Annotated in this window: 19 protein-coding genes; 7 read left to right on the forward strand and 12 right to left on the reverse strand. The window is 72.1% G+C overall.

Annotated elements, in window-relative coordinates:
- Positions 1-29: 29 nt before the first annotated feature.
- From C1N91_RS12835 to C1N91_RS12855, 5 genes are read right to left on the reverse strand one after another with little or no spacing between them, the layout of a single operon-like run.
- A complete protein-coding gene (locus C1N91_RS12835) occupies positions 30-806 on the reverse strand; it encodes an SCO1664 family protein (RefSeq protein WP_137768033.1) in 777 nt (258 codons plus the stop codon).
- Positions 803-1,330 (reverse strand): DUF3090 domain-containing protein, encoded by a 528-nt coding sequence (locus C1N91_RS12840; RefSeq protein ID WP_137768034.1) that lies wholly within the window; start codon positions 1,328-1,330, stop codon positions 803-805. Before C1N91_RS12840 ends, C1N91_RS12835 begins: the two co-directional genes overlap by 4 nt.
- Positions 1,331-1,363: 33 nt before the next feature.
- Positions 1,364-2,173 carry an MSMEG_4193 family putative phosphomutase gene (locus C1N91_RS12845; protein WP_137768035.1) on the reverse strand — a complete coding sequence of 270 codons (810 nt, stop codon included), beginning with the start codon at positions 2,171-2,173 and terminating at the stop codon, positions 1,364-1,366.
- A gap of 10 nt (positions 2,174-2,183) precedes the next feature.
- On the reverse strand, positions 2,184-2,900 hold the full coding sequence (locus C1N91_RS12850; protein WP_137768036.1) for an ABC transporter ATP-binding protein: 717 nt from the start codon (positions 2,898-2,900) through the stop codon (positions 2,184-2,186).
- Positions 2,897-4,000, reverse strand: a complete 1,104-nt coding sequence (locus C1N91_RS12855; protein ID WP_137768037.1) for an ABC transporter permease — start codon at positions 3,998-4,000, stop codon at positions 2,897-2,899. The genes C1N91_RS12850 and C1N91_RS12855 overlap by 4 nt, the downstream gene beginning before the upstream one ends.
- 149 nt (positions 4,001-4,149) lie before the next feature.
- Between C1N91_RS12855 and C1N91_RS12860 the strand changes: the two genes are divergently transcribed.
- The 3 genes from C1N91_RS12860 to C1N91_RS12870 all read left to right on the forward strand — a co-directional run bounded on the left by C1N91_RS12860 (position 4,150) and on the right by C1N91_RS12870 (position 6,445).
- The gene (locus C1N91_RS12860) at positions 4,150-5,319 is read left to right on the forward strand and encodes a sensor histidine kinase (protein ID WP_137768038.1); all 1,170 of its coding nucleotides are present in this window, start codon (positions 4,150-4,152) and stop codon (positions 5,317-5,319) included.
- On the forward strand, positions 5,316-5,936 hold the full coding sequence (locus tag C1N91_RS12865; RefSeq protein WP_137768039.1) for a response regulator: 621 nt from the start codon (positions 5,316-5,318) through the stop codon (positions 5,934-5,936). The genes C1N91_RS12860 and C1N91_RS12865 overlap by 4 nt, the downstream gene beginning before the upstream one ends.
- A gap of 80 nt (positions 5,937-6,016) precedes the next feature.
- Positions 6,017-6,445, forward strand: coding sequence for a BLUF domain-containing protein (locus C1N91_RS12870; RefSeq protein WP_175416021.1), 429 nt, complete (start codon positions 6,017-6,019; stop codon positions 6,443-6,445).
- Positions 6,446-6,451: 6 nt separating this feature from the next.
- Here the strand turns inward: C1N91_RS12870 and C1N91_RS16765 are convergent, their stop codons facing one another.
- From C1N91_RS16765 to C1N91_RS12895, 5 genes are all read right to left on the reverse strand, one after another.
- The gene (locus C1N91_RS16765; RefSeq protein ID WP_175416022.1) at positions 6,452-7,063 is read right to left on the reverse strand and encodes a ScbR family autoregulator-binding transcription factor; all 612 of its coding nucleotides are present in this window, start codon (positions 7,061-7,063) and stop codon (positions 6,452-6,454) included.
- 89 nt (positions 7,064-7,152) lie between these two features.
- Positions 7,153-7,623 carry a BLUF domain-containing protein gene (locus tag C1N91_RS12880; RefSeq protein ID WP_058749657.1) on the reverse strand — a complete coding sequence of 157 codons (471 nt, stop codon included), beginning with the start codon at positions 7,621-7,623 and terminating at the stop codon, positions 7,153-7,155.
- Positions 7,624-7,736: 113 nt separating this feature from the next.
- Positions 7,737-9,110, reverse strand: coding sequence for an ABC transporter substrate-binding protein (locus C1N91_RS12885; RefSeq protein ID WP_137768042.1), 1,374 nt, complete (start codon positions 9,108-9,110; stop codon positions 7,737-7,739).
- 12 nt (positions 9,111-9,122) lie between these two features.
- The gene (locus C1N91_RS12890) at positions 9,123-10,076 is read right to left on the reverse strand and encodes a carbohydrate ABC transporter permease (RefSeq protein ID WP_137768043.1); all 954 of its coding nucleotides are present in this window, start codon (positions 10,074-10,076) and stop codon (positions 9,123-9,125) included.
- Positions 10,077-10,108: 32 nt separating this feature from the next.
- Complete coding sequence (locus C1N91_RS12895; protein ID WP_137768044.1) at positions 10,109-11,080, reverse strand: carbohydrate ABC transporter permease; 972 nt, start codon at positions 11,078-11,080, stop codon at positions 10,109-10,111.
- A 193-nt stretch (positions 11,081-11,273) separates the two neighbouring features.
- Between C1N91_RS12895 and C1N91_RS12900 the strand changes: the two genes are divergently transcribed.
- The 3 genes from C1N91_RS12900 to C1N91_RS12910 all read left to right on the forward strand — a co-directional run bounded on the left by C1N91_RS12900 (position 11,274) and on the right by C1N91_RS12910 (position 15,160).
- Positions 11,274-12,509, forward strand: a complete 1,236-nt coding sequence (locus C1N91_RS12900; RefSeq protein ID WP_137768826.1) for a Gfo/Idh/MocA family protein — start codon at positions 11,274-11,276, stop codon at positions 12,507-12,509.
- A gap of 91 nt (positions 12,510-12,600) precedes the next feature.
- Positions 12,601-13,608, forward strand: a complete 1,008-nt coding sequence (locus tag C1N91_RS12905; protein WP_137768827.1) for a LacI family DNA-binding transcriptional regulator — start codon at positions 12,601-12,603, stop codon at positions 13,606-13,608.
- Positions 13,609-13,762: 154 nt separating this feature from the next.
- Complete coding sequence (locus C1N91_RS12910; protein ID WP_137768045.1) at positions 13,763-15,160, forward strand: PepSY-associated TM helix domain-containing protein; 1,398 nt, start codon at positions 13,763-13,765, stop codon at positions 15,158-15,160.
- A 66-nt stretch (positions 15,161-15,226) separates the two neighbouring features.
- Here C1N91_RS12910 and hxlA read toward each other — a convergent pair whose 3' ends face one another.
- Both hxlA and hxlB read right to left on the reverse strand, forming a co-directional pair.
- Positions 15,227-15,865, reverse strand: a complete 639-nt coding sequence (gene hxlA, locus C1N91_RS12915) for a 3-hexulose-6-phosphate synthase (RefSeq protein WP_137768828.1) — start codon at positions 15,863-15,865, stop codon at positions 15,227-15,229.
- Positions 15,866-15,951: 86 nt separating this feature from the next.
- Positions 15,952-16,524: a 6-phospho-3-hexuloisomerase gene (hxlB, locus tag C1N91_RS12920; RefSeq protein ID WP_137768046.1), complete on the reverse strand. Its 573-nt coding sequence runs from the start codon at positions 16,522-16,524 to the stop codon at positions 15,952-15,954.
- Positions 16,525-16,635: 111 nt separating this feature from the next.
- On the opposite strand from hxlB, the gene C1N91_RS12925 reads away from it, so the two are divergent.
- Positions 16,636-17,475, forward strand: coding sequence for a helix-turn-helix transcriptional regulator (locus tag C1N91_RS12925; protein ID WP_137768047.1), 840 nt, complete (start codon positions 16,636-16,638; stop codon positions 17,473-17,475).
- Positions 17,476-17,547 lie beyond the last annotated feature (72 nt).

The following is a 17,547-nucleotide window of genomic DNA, read 5'->3' on the forward strand; positions in this document are numbered from 1 at the left end:
AGGTTGCGTTCTGCGGAGGGGGGGGTGCGTCAGAAGAGCGGCCAGGGGACGGCGGGGCCGTGTCCGGGCGGCGGCGGGAACATGCCGACCGCGCGCAGGGCAGCGCAGCGCGCACGGAGGTTGTCGACCTCGCCGCGGGTCAGGTGCTCGGCGAGCGCGACGCCCAGGTCGCCGCGGAGTGCCTCGGACACCCGGTCGAGCCCCTCGAGCTCATCGGGGTCGAGCGGCTCCCCGATCCAGCCCCAGAGGACCGTGCGGAGCTTGTGGTCGACGTGGAAGGTCAGGCCGTGGTCGACGCCGTACCGATGACCGTCCGGCATGGCGAGCACGTGCCCGCCCTTGCGGTCGGCGTTGTTCACCACCACGTCGAACACGGCCATCCGGCGGAGCGCAGCGGTGTCCTCGTGCACGAGCGTGACCGGCTGGTCGTGCTCGTCGATCGCCTCGAGCACGGGCAGCCACGGCGTGCCCTCGGCCTCGGCCTCGTCGGTGGGCACCAGGTCGACGGCGTCCTGCTCCGGGTCGATCTCCTGCCAGCGCTGCACCATGCCGGGGCCGAACGGGCCGTCGCCGAGCCACGTGGGCGGCACGATGCCCCATCCGAAGGCCTCGGAGACCAGGTGCGCGGCGACCTCGCGGCCGGCGAGGGTCCCGTCGGGGAAGTCCCAGAGCGGGCGCTCCCCCTCGACGGGCTTGTACACGACGGACTCGCCGTCGAGGTCGGCGAGGAAGGTGGCGTTCGAGGCCTCGCGGATGCGCGCCCGGATCGTCAGTGCACCGTCGGACTGGCGTGGGCCGTCGCTCATGCGCCGTCGGGGCGTCGACCCGCTGCGACGACCTCGCGCGTGCGTTCGACGAAGGCACGCGCACTGCCGACGGGGATCTTCACCTGGAAGACCTCGGCCGGCTCGGGCATCTCGACGACGGCCTCGACCTCGTCGCCGTCCTCGTTCGTCTCGGTGACGATCTCGAGCTCGTCCTCGATCGGGTACGCCTCGATGACCACCTGCGCGGTCGCCGGGTCGAACCCCAGGCTCAGCGCGCCCGCGCGGAACTCGGGCTCCACCGGCTGGTCGAGCGGTGCGGCGTCGCGGAGCTCGGACGGTGCTTCCGGCGGGACGCTGAAGCGGTTGTCCTCGACGGTGGCGACCTCGTCGAGGAGCTCGGCGACCTTGTCCGCGAGCACGGCCGACTGCTCCTTCTCGAGCGCGACGCTGGTCACCCGCTTGCCGTCGCGTGCCTGCAGGTAGAAGGCACGCTCGCCCGGGCGGCCGACCGTCCCGACGACGAGACGTTCCGGCCAGTCGAAGCCGTGCACGATGGTGGGCATGACCCGATTGTAGGAGCGTCCGGCTCCGTCCGTTCAGGGTCGCGCGGTCCCCGGCTCGCCGTGACCCACACCGCCAGCAGGACCGGACTCGCCGTGGCCGGCACCGCTGGCAGGACCGGACTCGCCGTGGCCGGCACCGCTGGCAGGACCGGACTCACCGTGTCCCGCACCGCCGCCGACCGCCGCGTCCCCGGTCGGCGCCGCTGCCGCCGCGAGCCACGACAGGTCTCCCGAGTCGGTGTTCGTCGCGACGACCTCGGGCCGGTGCTCGCCGTAGCGGACGACCGAGACGGACGCCGGACCGACCGCGATCCGCTGGAACAGGTCGAGGTGCATGCCGAGGGCGTCGGCGAGGACGGACTTCACGATGTCGCCGTGGCTCACCGCGACCCACACCGCGGTCGGACCGTGCGCGGCCTCGACCTCGGCGTCGATGCGGCGGATCGCAGCGACGGCGCGGGACTGCATGGTCTGCATCGACTCACCGCCGGGGAACACCACGGCGCTCGGGTTCACCTGCACCGTCCTCCAGAGCGGCTCCTCCGCCAGGTCCGCGAGCTTCCGGCCCTGCCAATCGCCGTAGTCCGCTTCGGTGATCGCCCGTTCGACGCGCACGTCGGGGTTGCCCTGCTGGCGGGCGAGCAGCGCGCGGGCGGTCTGTCGGCAGCGCTCGAGCGGGCTCGTGACGAGCGCGGCGAGCGGGATCGGCGCGATGCGCTCGGCGGCACGGTCGGCCTGCTCGCGGCCGACACGGTCGAGGGCGACCCCGGCGGTGCGACCCGCCAGGACGCCGGTCGCGTTCGCGGTGGTGCGTCCGTGCCGGACGAGGAGGACGGTCGCCATGCGGTCGATCCTAGGCCGCGGCGGGCACGGCCTCCGGCACGGTGACGACCCGCCCGTCGACCACCGTCACCAGGGTGTCCAGCGCGCCCCGGTGCACCAGGTCGTGCGTGACGAGCAGCGTCGCCGTGCCCCGCTCGTGCGTCAGCCGGGCGATCAGGTCCATGACGGCTCCACCCCGCTCCTGGTCGAGCGCGCTCGTGGGTTCGTCGACGAGCAGCACCTCCGGGTCGTGCACGAGCGCACGGGCGATCGCGACGCGCTGTCGTTGGCCGCCGGAGAGCTGGGCCGGCCGCTTGTCGCCGTGTCCGGAGAGCCCGACGGCGTCGAGCAGGGCGTCCACGCGATCGCGCGGGACACGAGCCCTGCGTCGAGCACCACGGGCGCCGAGGTGTCCCATCACCAGCAGCTGTTCACGCGCGGTGAGCGACGGCAACAGGTTCGACTGCTGGAAGACGAGGCCGATGTGCTCCCGGCGGAAGGTCGTCGCCTCGTCGCGGGACAGTGCCGCCACGTCGACGGTGTCCGCTCCGGTGCCGACGAGCACCCGACCCGACTCCGGGCGGATCAGCGTAGCGGCGACGGCGAGCAGCGACGACTTGCCGGATCCGGACGGGCCGGTGACGCCGGTGACATCACCCGACGGAGCGGTCAGGGAGACGTGGTCGACGGCCGTGACGCGGCGGTCGCCGTCGGGGAAGGTGAGGGTGACGTCGTCGAAGGTGATCATCGGTTGCTCCCGAGTGCGGTGAGGGGGTCGGCTGCGGTGACGGTGCGGAGGGCGACCGCGGCGCCGGCGAGACCGAGCACGGCCATCGCGACGCCGGGCACCAGGGTGGTGAGGGGGCTGAGGAGGAACGGCAGGGCGCTGCCGGCGACCGCGCCGAGCACGGCGACGAGCGCGGTCCCGGCGCCGATGCCGACGACGAGGACGACCAGCGCCTGGCCGAGCGCATCGCGGACCAGCGACCCCGTGCTCGCACCGAGGGCCTTGAGCACGGCGACGTCCCCGGCCCGCTGCATGGTCCACACCGTGAAGAAGGCGCCGACGACCAGCGCGGAGACGCCGAACAGCATCGCGATCATGAGACCGAGCGACCCGACCTCGGACCGGAAGGTCTCGAGCGCCGTCAGCGATCCGAGCGGTGTCGCGGCAGAGGTGTGCGTGGCCGCGGCGACGGCGTCCCAGTCCGGGGAACCGCTCACCGCGAGGAGCGTCGGTGCCCCGTTCCCCCCGAGCCGGCGGTCGGCGGCTGCCCAGGCGTCCGGGGTCATCGCGACGACCGGGGTGTGGCTGTACCAGGCGTCGCCGCCGACGGACGCGACTCGGTAGTCGGTGCCGGTGACGGTGATGCGGTCACCGACGTCGACGCCGAGCTGTGCTGCAGCAGCCGACGACAGGCCGACCGTGTCGTCGCGCGACGGTGCGGTCGCGGCCACGGCGCCGCCGCCGCCGCGCGACAGCCCGAACAGCGCGACCCCGACCGCCGATCCGGCGGCGTCGGACGGTGCACCGGCAGCGGTCGCAGCACTCGCGCGACCCTGCACGATGCCGACCGGGACCGCCTCGTCGACGCCCGCCGCCGTCTGCCAGCCGCGCTGCGCCTCCCGTCCGATCGTGGACGTGGCGAACGAGGGCTGACCGCCGGACGGTTGCTGCAGGACGAGCCGGTCGCCCGGCAGGTCGAGGACGGCGGAGACGTTCTGCGACGCCAGTCCGCCCGTCAGGCCCGCCAGGAACCCGACGAGCAGGGTGATGAGCGTCACCACGGAGCCGATGAGCACGAAGCGTCCGCGGGCGAACCGGAGATCGCGCCAGGCGACGAACACGGTCGTTCCTTCCCGGTCGCGGACCCTCCGCGACCTCTCGACCAGCGTCGCGACCGGCGGGCCGACGGTCATCGCCGGCACGGACGGTCCCGCGATCGAACTTCTGGTTGATCCGGTGCGGTCACGGCGTCCGTACGCTGTCGGGTGACATGGCCCACAGCACGCTCACCCCCGTCTTCGTCGGTCTCCGCACCGGCCTGCACGTGCTGTCCGCGACGCTCCTGGCGCTGGTCGTCGTCCGCATCGTGGTCGTCCACGACGCCACCGCCCCGCTCGCGGGCGTCCTGGCAGCGTCCTTCGCGGTCGTCTACCTGCTCGGCGCGGTGGTGGCACGGAGCACCGCCCGCCGCAGGAGGATCGCGGGCGCGGTCTGGGTCGGCGCGCTCTCGGTGGTGTGGGTGGCCCTCCTGGTGCTCGTCCCCGAGGCCGCCTACCTGGTCTTCCCGCTCTTCTTCCTGTACCTGCACGTGCTCCCCCGGGTGGTCGGTCCCACCGCGGTCGTGATCGCGACGGGTGCGGCGGTCGTCGCGCTCGGCCTGCACGGCGGGTTCACCGTCGGCGGGGTCGTCGGACCGCTCGTCGGTGCCGGGGTCGCGCTGCTCATCGGGCTCGGCTACCGCGCGCTCGCCCGGGAGGCCGTCGAGCGCGAGGCGCTGCTGGCCGAGCTCGTCGCAACGCGTGACCGCCTCGCGGCGACCGAGCGGGAGCAGGGGGTGCTGGCCGAGCGGGCGCGCCTCGCGCGGGAGATCCACGACACCGTCGCGCAGGGCCTGTCGAGCATCCAGATGCTGCTGCACGCCGCCGAGCGTGCGGACGGCGACCGGCCCGGCACGGAGCACATCCGCCTGGCGCGGCAGACCGCCGCCGACGGGCTCGCTGACGCCCGTCGGTTCATCCGGGAGCTCGCCCCGCCGAGCCTCGACCAGGGTCTCGCCGCGGCACTGCGTCGGCTCGCCGACCAGCAGTGGACCCGCGACGGGCTCCGGGTCTCGGTCGACGCGCCGGACACGGTCCTGCCGACCGAGGTCGGGACGACGCTGCTGCGCATCGCCCAGGGCGCGGTCGCCAACGCCGTGCAGCACGCGACGGCGTCGCACGTCGCCGTCGTGGTCACCGTCGACGGCCAGGAGGCACGACTGACGGTCGCGGACGACGGTGTCGGTTTCGATCCGGTCGTCGCCGGTGACCGCTCCGCGGCGTCGGACTCCTTCGGCCTCCGTGCCATGGCGGAGCGCGTCGAGCAGTCCGGTGGTCGCCTCTCCGTCGACAGCGCGCCCGGTCGGGGCACCACCGTCACGGCCGTCCTGGAGGTCCCGTGATCCGCATCGTCATCGCCGACGACCACCCCGTCGTCCGGGCCGGGCTCCGCGCGCTCCTCGACGGCGAGGAGGACATCGAGGTCGTCGGTGAGGCGGCCACCCCGGACGACGCGACCGCCCTCGCCGAGCAGCTGGCACCCGAGCTGGTGCTCATGGACCTGCAGTTCGGTCAGGACACCACCGGCGCCGACGCCACCCGTTCGATCCGCGCGCTGGAGGCAGCGCCGTACGTGCTCGTCCTGACGAACTACGACTCGGACGGCGACATCCTCGGCGCGGTCGAGGCCGGCGCGAGCGGGTACCTGCTCAAGGACGCCCCACCCGACGAGCTCGTCGCCGCGGTCCGGGCGGCGGCCTCCGGCCAGAGCGCCCTCGCGCCCACGATCGCCGGCCGCTTGATGGCGCGCATGCGGGCACCCCGGGTCAGCCTCTCGGTGCGCGAGATCGAGGTGCTCGGACTCGTCGCGGCGGGTGCCTCGAACGGTGAGGTCGCACGGACGCTGCACATCAGCGAGGCGACGGTGAAGTCGCACCTCGTGCACGTGTTCTCGAAGCTCGGGGTGTCGTCGCGGACGGCGGCCGTGTCGGCGGCTCGCGCGCTCGGCGTCCTCCGGTGACGGGGAGCGGGCGCGGCGGCGCGCAGAGCGCCACGTGGACAGTGGCCGGGGTCGCACCGGCGATGCACGAAGATGGAGCGGTGCTCGTCTCCATCGTCTACATGAGCCGCTCCGCGGTGCCCTTCGACGACGATGCACTCGCCGAGCTCCTGCGCGAGTCCCGGCTGCGGAACGAGGCGCTCGGGGTGTCCGGGCTGCTCGTGGCGAAGGGCGGGCGGTTCATGCAGCTGCTCGAGGGTCCGGCGTGGAGCGTCGACGACCGCTTCGGGGCGATCGCGCGCGACCCCCGGCACGGCGAGGTGAAGTCGCTGGTCCGCGAGGACATCGAGCGCCGACGGTTCGACGGCTGGTCGATGGCCTACCGGTCGCTCGACGACCGCGACGTCGCCACCGAGGAGGGCTTCAGCCCGTTCCTGTCCGGCACGATGGACTTCGCACCGGAGTTCGACGGCACGAGCGCCGCGTGGCTGCTCAAGTGGTTCCGCGACCGCGAGCTCACCGACCGCTGACCCGGCTCAGCGTGCCGCGTCGAAGGTGTTGGCGACCACCCCGAGCAACCGTGCCCGGTGCGCCGGCGCCGCGGTCGCCTGCACGACCACCCGCCACATCACGGCGACGGCTGGGTCGAGGTCCGCACGACCGCTCCGCACCTCGGCGACGAGCTGCACCCCGGTGAAGTACGGCACGACCGACCCGCCGAGTTCCTCCGGTGTCAGGTCGGTCTCGAGCTCCCCGCTGCCGATCGCGAACCGGAACACGTCGACGATGCCGCCGATCCACTGCTCGTAGAACGACGACGTCGCTCCGGAGAACTCGCCGCGCTCGAGCGACAGCCGGATGCCCGCACGGACGATCGGGTCGGTGCGGAGCAGGTCGGCGATGTGCTTCGACGCGCCGATCAGCGCGGCCAGCGGCGAGGTGGTGTCGTGGTGCACCTCGGCGAAGGTGCGGGCGTTCTGCTCGTCGATCACCCCGAGGGCGAGCGCGAGCTTCGTCGGGAAGTGGAAGTGGAGCGTGCCCTGCGCGACGTCGGCGCGGCGGGCGACGGCCGCGATCGACGTGGCGGCGAAGCCGACACGGTCGAACTCCTCCGCCGCGGCCACCAGGATCTGCTCACGTTTCCCCACGTGACCAGTGTTCCGGACGGGAGGCTCGAGGCGGGCCGGCACCGTGCCTCCAGTCCGAGGGTGGTCGCGCTGCGTCGCCGGGTCGACCGTCAGGCGGCGTGACGGGCCAGGGTCATCCGCTCCTCGGGGACGTCCTGCAGGTCGCGTCCGCGGAACCAGCGGAGCAGCCAGTCGGCCGGCGAGCCGGCCAGGTCGGCGGGCAGGCCGGAGCGCTCGGTGAGGAAGGTGCTGAAGCCGGGCTCCTCGCGGACCTCGAGGTCCGACGGGTTGCCGAACGCCATCGACCACCCGTCGAAGCGGCGGGTGTCGATGTCCTCGCGGGAGAGCGACTTGACGCCGTGGTGGCGGGTGTCGCGCTCGATCGCGGCGAAGCGGTCCTCGACGCTCCAGGACGGACCCTCGAGCACCTGCATGAAGCGACCGCCCTTGGCGAGCAGGAGGCCCGAGACACCGAGCGCGTCGTTGCGCAGGCGGGCTTCACGGAGCATGGCGACCAGCTGGTCGTCGGTCATCTCGTCGACGGCGACGGACATGTACACGAGGGAGGTGAGTTGGGTCATCGGCGCCAGTCTGTGTCCTGCTGTGGTGGAGGGTCAACGCGGTCGTCCGCACACCGCACCACGGTGCGGTGTGCGGACGATCGGCGGCGGGCCGCAGCTCCCGGCACGTCGGCTCAGGTCAGCGCGAGGAGCGTGTTCACCTGCTCGTTCACGCCGGTCAGTGTCGAGACCGGCTTGCCGTTCGCGTAGATGTCGTCGAACGCCGGCTGGACGAGCGCCTGGACATCTGCCGGGTTCCGCGTGACCGGGAACAGGAACGTCGTGCCGTCCGCCACCTGCTCGGTGAACGCGGTGACGTCGAGCCCGCGCTCCCGGAACGCGGCGACCGCGGCGTCGGTGCCCGACCGGCGGGCAGGGAAGACGATGCCGGCGCGGCCGACGATCTCCTGCGCCGCGGCGCTCCCGAGGAACGCAACCCACTTCGCCGCGGCCTCGGGGTTCCGCGCCTGCTTCGTGATCGAGTCGCCCAGACCGTTGAACATCGACGCGCGGTGGCCGACCGGTCCCTTGGGCGTCGGGGCGATGGCGACGTCGACGCCCTGCAGGTTGGCGTACGCGCCGATCATCCACGAGCCGTTGAACGACAGCGCAACCTTCTTCGACCCGAGCTGCACGTCCGGACCGGTCGTCGTCGAGAACACCCCGTACTTCGGCATGTAGCCCTTCTCGGCGAGCCCGAAGTACCAGGAGATCGTCTTCTGGAAGGCGGGGTCGTCGTAGCGGAACTCGTTCCCCCACGGGTTCTTGTTCGTGTAGAACCAGTCGATCGACCCCGTGAACGGCGACCACTGCGTCTGCCCGAAGCCGTCGCCACCGCTGCCGTTGGCGCTCATCCCGTAGACCGCCACGTCCGACCTGTCGAACCCGGGCTCGTCCCCGCGGCGCCCCTTGCCGTCGACGGTCAGGTGCGCGACCGCCTTCTCGAAGGTCCCGCCGTCGTCGGGGTTCCACTCGAGGGCGGCGAGGTCCTCGGCGGTGTACCCGGCCTTCGCGACGACCTTGCGGTCGTAGAACATCGCGATCGTGTCCCAGTCCTTCGGCGACCCGTACCGGTGGCCGTCCCGGCCCTTCCAGAGCTGCGCGAGGCCGGACTGGTAGTCGTCGTCGCGGATCGCGCTCGTCGCCTCGAGCTCGTCGAGCCTGTACAGCACGTCGAGGTCGGCGAACTGCGGGAACTTCGACAGGTGGTCGGTGAACACGTCGGGCGCGGTGCCGGCGATGAACCCGGCGGTGAGCTTCGTCCAGTAGTCGTTCCACCCGAGCTGCGTGATGCGGATCCGGATGTCCGGCTCCTCGCGCTCGAACGCCTTCGCGACGGCCTGGTAGGCGGGGAGCTGGTTGGCGTCCCAGAGCCAGTAGGACACGGTGCCGGTCGCACCGCTGCGGGGGTTCGGCGTGCTCGGTGACGAGCAGGCGGCGAGGGCGCCGAGCGCCAGGGCCGAGGCACCGCCCGCGAACAGGGCGCGGCGGGAGATGGAGTGCGTCATGTGCGGGGGTCCCTACTTGATCCCGGAGAAGCCGATGGAGTTGACGATGCGCTTGGCGAAGACGCCGAACAGCACGATCATCGGGAGGGCGGCGACGAGGGTCGCGGCCATGAGGCCCGCCCAGTCGGTGCCGGACTGCGGGGTCTGCGACTTGAAGACGCCGAGCGCCACCGTGAGGACGCGGGAGCTGTCCGTGTACGACACCATGAGCGGCCAGAAGTAGTCGTTCCAGGCGGTGATGTACGTGAGGACCGCGAGCGTCGCGATCGGTGCCGAGGCCATCGGCAGGATGAGCCGGAAGAAGACGCGGACCTTGCCGGCACCGTCGATGAGCGCGGCCTCCTCGACCTCGCGCGAGATGCCGAGGAAGAACTGCCGCAGGAAGAACACCGCGAACGGGGTCATCAGCATCGAGGGCAGCGCGATCCCGAGCAGGGTGTCGACCAGTCCGAGCGACTTGATCAGCGTGAAGTTCGGCAGGAGCGTGAAGATCGTGGGGACCATGAGCCCCGCGAGGAACACGCCGAAGACCCTGTCGCGGCCCGGCCACCGCAGGCGTGCGAAGGCGTAGGCGGCGCCTGCGGAGAAGAACACCTGGCCGACCGTGATCATCGTCGCGGTGATCACCGAGTTGAGCAGGTACTGCCAGAAGTTGATCGCCGCGCCTGATCCGCCCTGCGCCAGGGCCTCCTCCGTGGACTGCAGGCCGAACACGCGCTCGAACCCGCCGAGGCTGAAGCCGGTCGGCAGCAGCGAGGTGGGATCGGCGGAGATCGCGCCGTTCGACGACAGCGCCGTGCGGAGGATCCAGTAGAAGGGGAACAGGGTCACGACGATCACGGCGATCATCGCGGTCCAGGCGAGGACGCGTCCGACCGAGGGCTTCGGACGCGGGGGCTTCGCGCCGCGGGTGGTGAGGGCGCGCGTGGTGGTGGGCTCGACCACCGGGGGCAGGGTGCTGGTCATCGTCGACTCGCTTCCGGTTGCTTCGGTGGCCGTCAGTCCAGGTCGCTCTCGCCGGAGCGCGAGAGTCGGTACTGGACGAACGTGATGATGCTCAGGACGATGAGGAGTGCCACCGAGACGGCGGACGCGTACCCGAACTGGAACCGGCCGAACGCCAGGTTGTAGATGTAGTTCTGCACGACGTTCGTGGCGTTCGCGGGGCCACCCTGGGTGGTGATCGCGACCGTGTCGAACACCTGGAACGACCCGATGATCGTGATGATCAGGACGAGCGACAGGATCGGGCGGAGCAGCGGCACGGTGATGCGCCAGAACATCTTCCACTCGCTCGCCCCGTCGATCCGGCCGGCCTCGTAGACGCTCTCGGGCAGCGCCTGCAGGCCCGCGAAGATGAGGAGCGCGGTGTAGCCGACGTTCCGCCAGACGTTGATGAACGCGATGGTCGGGATGCCCCAGACGTCGCTCTGCAGGAACGGGATGCGGCCGACCCCGATCGCGGACAGGACCTCGTTGCCGATGCCGAGCTGCGTGTCGAGGATCCAGAGCCAGATGAGCGCCGCGACGACGTTCGACACGAGGTAGGGCGCGAGCACGATGCCACGCACGAAGGTCGACTGCGTGAGCCGGTGCATCATGACGGCGATGAAGAGCGCCAGGACCGTCTGGAAGCCGATGTTGAGCACCACGTACTCGACGGTGACGGCCATCGAGTTCCAGAAGATCGAGTCCTGCACCAACCGCTCGTAGTTCTGCAGGCCCGTGAAGACCGGCGGGGTGAGCAGGTTGTACGTGGTGAAGCTGAGCCAGATGCCCCGGATCGTCGGCCAGAGCAGGAAGACCACGAAGCCGATCGATGCGGGGGCGATGAACACGAGCGCGAGCCACAGGTCGTTCTGTGGTCGACGCCGTGGTGTGGTGGTCCGGGCACGGACCGCGTCGGTGCTCCGTGCGGTCCGTGGTGGTGCCGTCACCAGCGGTGACGACAGTGGGCTCTCGGTTGCCATCGCGACTCCTTCGTCTGCGGTGGACTGACGTCGGCAGTCCGTGGCCGGGAATCTACACGTGGGGACCCACCCTCACAAGCACTGATTTGTGGCGCGCTCCAGGGGGTTGTCACGTGTAGACCGCTGTGTCATGCTTGCCGCGATCGCGACGGAGCGACCTGCTCGGCGACACGTCCCCCACCTCGGAAGGTCACTGATGATCAGCATCGGAATGGTCGGAGCCGGCCAGTTCGCGCCCCAGTTCGCCAAGCTCTTCAAGATCCACCCGGACGTCGACCGGGTGTTCGTCACCGACGTCGTCGACGGCCGCGCCGAGGACCTCGTCGCCGCCCAGCACCTCGACGGCACCCTCGAGGACTTCGACGCGGTGCTCGCGTCGGACGTCGACGCCGTCGCGATCTTCACGCAGCGCTGGACGCACGGTCCGCTCGTGGTCCGCGCGCTCCGGGCCGGCAAGCACGTCTACTCCGCCGTGCCGATGGCGATCACCGAGGACGAGATCGCCGCGATCATCGAGGCCGTCCGCGAGACCGGACTCACCTACATGATGGGCGAGACGAGCCACTACAACCCGGCGACGGTCTTCGCGCGAAAGCGGGTCGCCGAGGGCGCCTTCGGTCGGGTGTTCTACGCCGAGGGCGACTACGTCCACGACATGGACCTCGGCTTCTACGCCGCGTACCAGTACAGCGGCGGCGAGCAGTGGAAGCGCACCGCGAGCTACCCGCCCATGCTCTACCCGACGCACTCGGTCGGTGGCGTCCTCGGCGCGATCCCCGGGCACGCGGTCAGCGTCAGCTGCATCGGCGTGAAGGACGACCGCGATGACGGGGTCTTCGACAAGGAGGTCAGCCAGTTCGACAACGACTTCTCGAACGCGACCGCCCTGTTCGAGCTCGACAACGGCGGCGTCGTCCGGATCAACGAGATGCGCCGGGTCGGCTACCCGTCGCACATCCGCGAGTCCCGCTTCCGGTACTTCGGCACCGAGGCCAGCTTCGAGCAGCTCGCCACCGTCAGCGTGTGGCAGGACAAGGAGGCCGTGCACGACGTCAGCGACCAGATCGACACCCGTCCGACGATGGAGCTCGACGACCCGCGCCTCGCCGACGTCGACCCGGCCCTCCGCGACGCGTTCGTGTCCGGCTACGCCCCCGTGCACGACGTCGACCGCCTGCCCGACGAGTTCGACGGGGTGCCGACCGGGCACGAGGGCAGCCACCACTTCCTGGTCGACGACTTCGTCCGCGCGGTCGTCGACGGGACGCTCCCCCCGGTGAACGCCTGGGTCGCGGCCCGCTACACGCTGCCGGGCATCGTCGCCCACCGGTCGGCACTGCAGGGCGGCGTCCGGCTCCCCGTGCCGGACCACGGCGACGCACCCGAGCCCGCCACCAGCGCCGTCTCGTCTAGGATCGCGAGCGAGTAGCCCTCGTGGTCCGGACCCCGCACGCCGCGGGGTCCGGACCACCACGGCCGGCCACCCGGGTCGGCCGCCCCGGAAGGTGACCCCCGTGAGCATGCCGTCGAGCCCGAGGGCGGTCACCCGCGCGGACGTCGCCCGGTACGCGGGCGTGAGCACCTCCGTCGTGAGCTACGTCGTGCACGACGGGCCCCGCCCGGTCGCCGCCGAGACGGCAGCGCGGGTGCGCGAGGCGATCCGCGTCCTCGGGTACCGACCGAACGCGAGCGCGCAGGCGCTCCGCACCGGGTCGTCGAAGATGCTCGGCCTGATCGTGCCCGAGCTCGACAACCCCTTCTGGTCGGAGCTCGCGGTGGCCGTCACGCACGCCGCGGCCGCCCGGGGCTACGACGTCCTCATCGCGAACAGCGACGGCGACGCCCAGCAGGAGCGGGAGCGGCTCCGCACGTTGTCCGCCCGCCAGGTCGACGGCATCATCGTGACGAGCATCATGACGCACCCCGACCTGTCGTCGACGACCGACCCCGGGATCCCGATGGTCCTGCTCAACACGTTCTTCGAGGTGCCCGAGTACGCGAGCATCGGCGTGGACGCCCTGCGCGGCGCCCGGGAGGGCACGCAGCACCTGATCGACCACGGCTACCGGGAGATCGGCCTGGTCATGGGGCACACCGGCTCGATGGAGCTCCGCGAGCAGGGATGGATGCAGGCGCTCCGTGACGCCGGGCTGCCGGACGGCCCGATCGCCCGGTGCTCGTTCGACCGCGCCGGCGGGTACGAGGCCGGTCTGCGGATGTTCGGCGGCGGCACGGGACCCCGCGCCGTGTTCGTGAGCTCCGACATGCAGGCGGTCGGGCTCCTGCGTGCCCTGTACGAGCTCGGGCTGCGCGCGCCGGACGACGTCGCCGTGGTGTCGTTCGACGGCGCGGCGGAGGCGGACTACACCAACCCGCAGCTCACCGTCGTCCGGCAGCCCGTCGAGGCGATGGCCGCGGCCGCGGTGGACCGGGTGCTCGCGCGGGAGGCACGCGACGACCGCCACCTCGACCTGGTGCCGGCGGAGCTGGTGCTCGGCGCGAGCTGCGGCTGCGACGTGCGCCGCTGACATGGTCCGTCGTTGCGTCGCTGACGTGCTCCGTCGTTGCGTCGCTGACGTGCTCCGTCGTTGCGTCGCTGGCGTTCTACGTCTTGTAGAGTGAGCGCTCGTGCGGCACCGTGCCGCACGTCCACCCGAAAGCCCGACAGGACCCTGCGCTCCGATGCCCGCCACCGCCCCGCCTCCGTCCCGCGGCTGGTTCGCCCAGCTCCTCCTCCGCCTGCACTTCACCGCCGGGCTCTTCGTCGGCCCGTTCGTCCTCGTCGCAGCGCTCTCCGGCGCCGTCTACGCCATGGCGCCGACGATCGAGCAGAACGTGTACCGGCACGAGCTCACGGCTCCCTCGACAGCCGCGGCGCTCCCCCTCGCTGACCAGGTCGCGGCCGCCGAGCGCTACGTCGCCGAGCGCCACCCGGACGACACCGTCGCCGAGGTCCGCCCGGCCCCGTCGCCCGGCACGACCACGCGCGTGATGTTCACCGAGGCGGGCCTGCTCGACTCCCAGACCCGCGCGGTGTTCATCGACCCCGGTGACGCCGCGGTCCGCGGGGACCTGCCGGTGTACGGCACGTCGGGCTCGCTCCCCTTCCGCACGTGGATCAGCACCGTGCACCGGAGCCTGTTCCTCGGCGACGTCGGGCGCCTGTACAGCGAGACCGCCGCGTCGTGGCTCGGCATCGTCTCGCTCGCCGGCATCGGGCTGTGGGCGTTCCGCCTCCGCAGAGCCCGTCGGAAGCGCGACCTGATCCTGCCGGACAACCGCGCGACCGGGTACCGGCGGATCTTCTCATGGCACGCCGCGACGGGTGCCGCGGTGCTCCTCGGGGCGCTGTTCCTGTCCGCAACCGGCATCACGTGGTCGCACTTCGCGGGCGACAACGTCACGGCGCTCCGGTCCGCGCTCAACTGGCAGGCACCGACGGTCGACACCGCGCTCGACGGCTCGTCGTCGGCGGCGTCAGGCGGCGAGCACGCCGGGCACCACGCCGGCGGCGCGATGCCGATGGCAACCCCGACGACGGCACCGGAGCAGTTCGACGAGGTCCTGGCGGCCGCCCGTGACGCCGGGGTCCGCGCCGCCGAGGTGCGGATCCGCCCGGCGACGACCGCCGGCACGGCGTGGACGGTCGAGGAGATCAAGCTCAGTTGGCCGGTCGCGATGAACGCCGTCGCCGTGGACCCGAGCACGATGACGGCGGTGTCCGAGGTCACCTGGGCGGACTACCCGCTCATGGCGAAGGCCGCCAAGCTCGGCATCAACACGCACATGGGCGCGCTGTTCGGGCTGACGAACCAGGTCGTGCTGCTCCTGGCGGCGCTCGGGATCGCGGCGATGGTCGTGTTCGGGTACGTCATGTGGTGGCAGCGCCGACCCGCCGGTGCGCGCTTCGGTCGCACCCCGGCAGCGGGAGCGCTGGCCCGGGCCCCGTGGTGGGGCACCGCCGCGGTGGTCGTCGTCGCCGTCGGCCTCGCACTGCTGCTGCCGGTCGTCGGGGTCACCCTGCTCGGGTTCCTGTTGGTCGACGCCCTGGTCACCACGTTCGGTCGCCGCACTGGGTGACCCCCTGACGGACGGGAGGCCCGTGGCGGTGTCGCCACGGGCCTCCCGTCCGTCAGGTGGTGCGGATCACGCGGAGGCCGGCTCCGAGATCGCGTCGCGCAGCGCAGACGCGGCGGCAGCCACGTCGTCAGCGCTGTAGATCGCGCTGCCGGCGACCGCGATGCGGGCGCCCGAGGCCTGCACGGCCTCGATCGTGTCGGTGGTGATGCCGCCTGCGACCGAGAACGGGACGCCCGAGGCCTCGCCGTCGCGCAGGAGGGTCTCGAAGGTGAAGCCCTCCTCGGCCTGCTCGTCGAGGCCGGCGTGCATCTCGACGAACGCGGCGCCGAGTGCGACGACCTCCTTGGCGCGGGCGACCTTGTCCGGCACGCCGATCAGGTCGACGACGATTCCCTTGCCGTGCGCCGTCGCGGCCTTCACCGCGCCGGCGATGGTGGAGTCGCCGGCGACGCCGAGCACGGTGACGAGGTCGGCACCGGCCGAGAAGGCGATGTCGGCCTCGAGCTCACCGGCGTCCATCGTCTTGAGGTCGGCGAAGACGACCTTGTCCGGGTGCGCCTCCTTGATCGCGGTGATCGCGGAGAGGCCGGCGCTCTTGATCAGCGGGGTGCCGAGCTCGATGACGTCGACGTACGGCGCAGCCTTGCCGGCGAGGTCGAGGGCGGCCTCGGTGGTCAGGGTGTCCATGGCGAACTGGAGCTGCATGGTGGGGTCCTTCCGGTGGTGGTTCGTGGGGGTGTCGGTGGCGGTGGCGGTCACGTGCGGCACTGCGTCCGGTGCCGTGCTCGGCGTCACTCGAGGTTGGCGTGCCGCGGCCACAGGTCGTCGGCGGAGTGCCCGCTGCGCTGCCAGAGCGCGTGGAACAGGGCGTCCCCGAGCAGCGCGACGCCCTGCTCGAAGAGGCTGCCGGCGTACTGCGCCGAGGCCGTGCCCGAGCGGTCGGTCTTCGTCGCCGCCGGGAGCACGAGCGTGGCGGCGGCGACCGCGGACAGCGGCGAGTCGTCCGTGGTGCTGACGGCGAGTACCTGCGCGCCGACCTCGGACGCGGTCCGGGCAGCCTGCACGATGCCACCCGTCGTGCCCGAGCCGCTCGCGACGAGGAGCAGGTCGCCCTGCCGGATCGCAGGCGTCGTGACCTCGCCGACGACGTGCACGTCGAGCCCGAGGTGCATGAGGCGCATGGCGGTCATCCGGAGTGCGAGGCCCGAGCGGCCGGCGCCGTGCACGAAGACGCGGTCGGCGTCGGCGAGCAGGTCGAGAGCGCGCTCGAACGGCCCCGGATCGGCGCCGCGGACCGTCGCGATGAGGTCCTGGAGTTCGGCGCCGATCAGCCCGAGGGCGTCGGCGGTCGTCGTGGTGGCCATGGCGACGATGCTCCTCGTGCGCTGTGGGCGCCGCCGCTCCCCAGGCAGGCGGCTCCCCCACCCGATCGGGTGGGATCATCCGTCCGGGTGGGACGGGTAGGTTCGGTCTCCGTGGAGACGGGAGCAGGTCTGGGGGCGGCGCCGGCGGCCAGCCGCATCGCAGCATCCGAGCACGCACGGACCGTCGCGGAGCAGGCCGACCGCCATGCCCTGACCCTCGAATCGGTCCTGGCCGCGCTGCGGTCCCCTCGCTTGTCCGACGCCGCTGCCCGGGCCGAGGCCGTCGAGATCGCCTCGGCTGCGCTCGTCGAGCTCCGCACCGTGACCGACCGGCAGCGGAGCACCCTGCTCGAACCGGTGACCGGAGCGTTCTCCCGGCTGCGCGCGGACCTCCGCCCGCTCGTCCGGTTCGGCGACCTCGACGTGCAGTTCGTGGAGCCGCCGGCGACCGGCCGTGCCCTGCCCGGCGACGTCGCGCACAGCGCGCGAGCCATCGTCCGCACGGCCGTGCTCGCCCTGGTGGACGACGGGGTCGCGCGACGTGTCCGCATCCAGTGGGACTGCGACGGGCGGAACCTGCTCATGCAGCTCCGGGACGACGGTGCCGGCACGCTCGACGCGCACGACGACGCGGTCCGACCGATCGCCGAGCGGGTCGTCGCCCTCGACGGGACGATGCGCGTCGACTCCACGCCTGGGTGGGGGTCGACCCTCGACATCTCGCTCCCCCTCGACCCGGCGCCGGGCGCGGTCGACCTGCCCGAGGACACGGACCTGACCGAGCGGGAGCGCGACGTGCTGCGGCTCGTGGTGACCGGCGTGGGGAACCGTGAGATCGCCGAGGGGCTCGGGATCAGTCCGAACACGGTCAAGTACCACGTGGCGAACCTGCTCCGGAAGCACGGTGCCCGGACCCGGGCGGAGCTCGCCGCGCTCGGCGCCCGGCCCTGACGCGGGCCGCCGTCGGGCACTCTGAGCGACGATCAGGGCGTGTAAAGAAACACTTTAGACGCCCTGATACTC

Origin of the sequence: Curtobacterium sp. SGAir0471 (assembly GCF_005490985.1) — a bacterium.
Taxonomy (GTDB): domain Bacteria; phylum Actinomycetota; class Actinomycetes; order Actinomycetales; family Microbacteriaceae; genus Curtobacterium.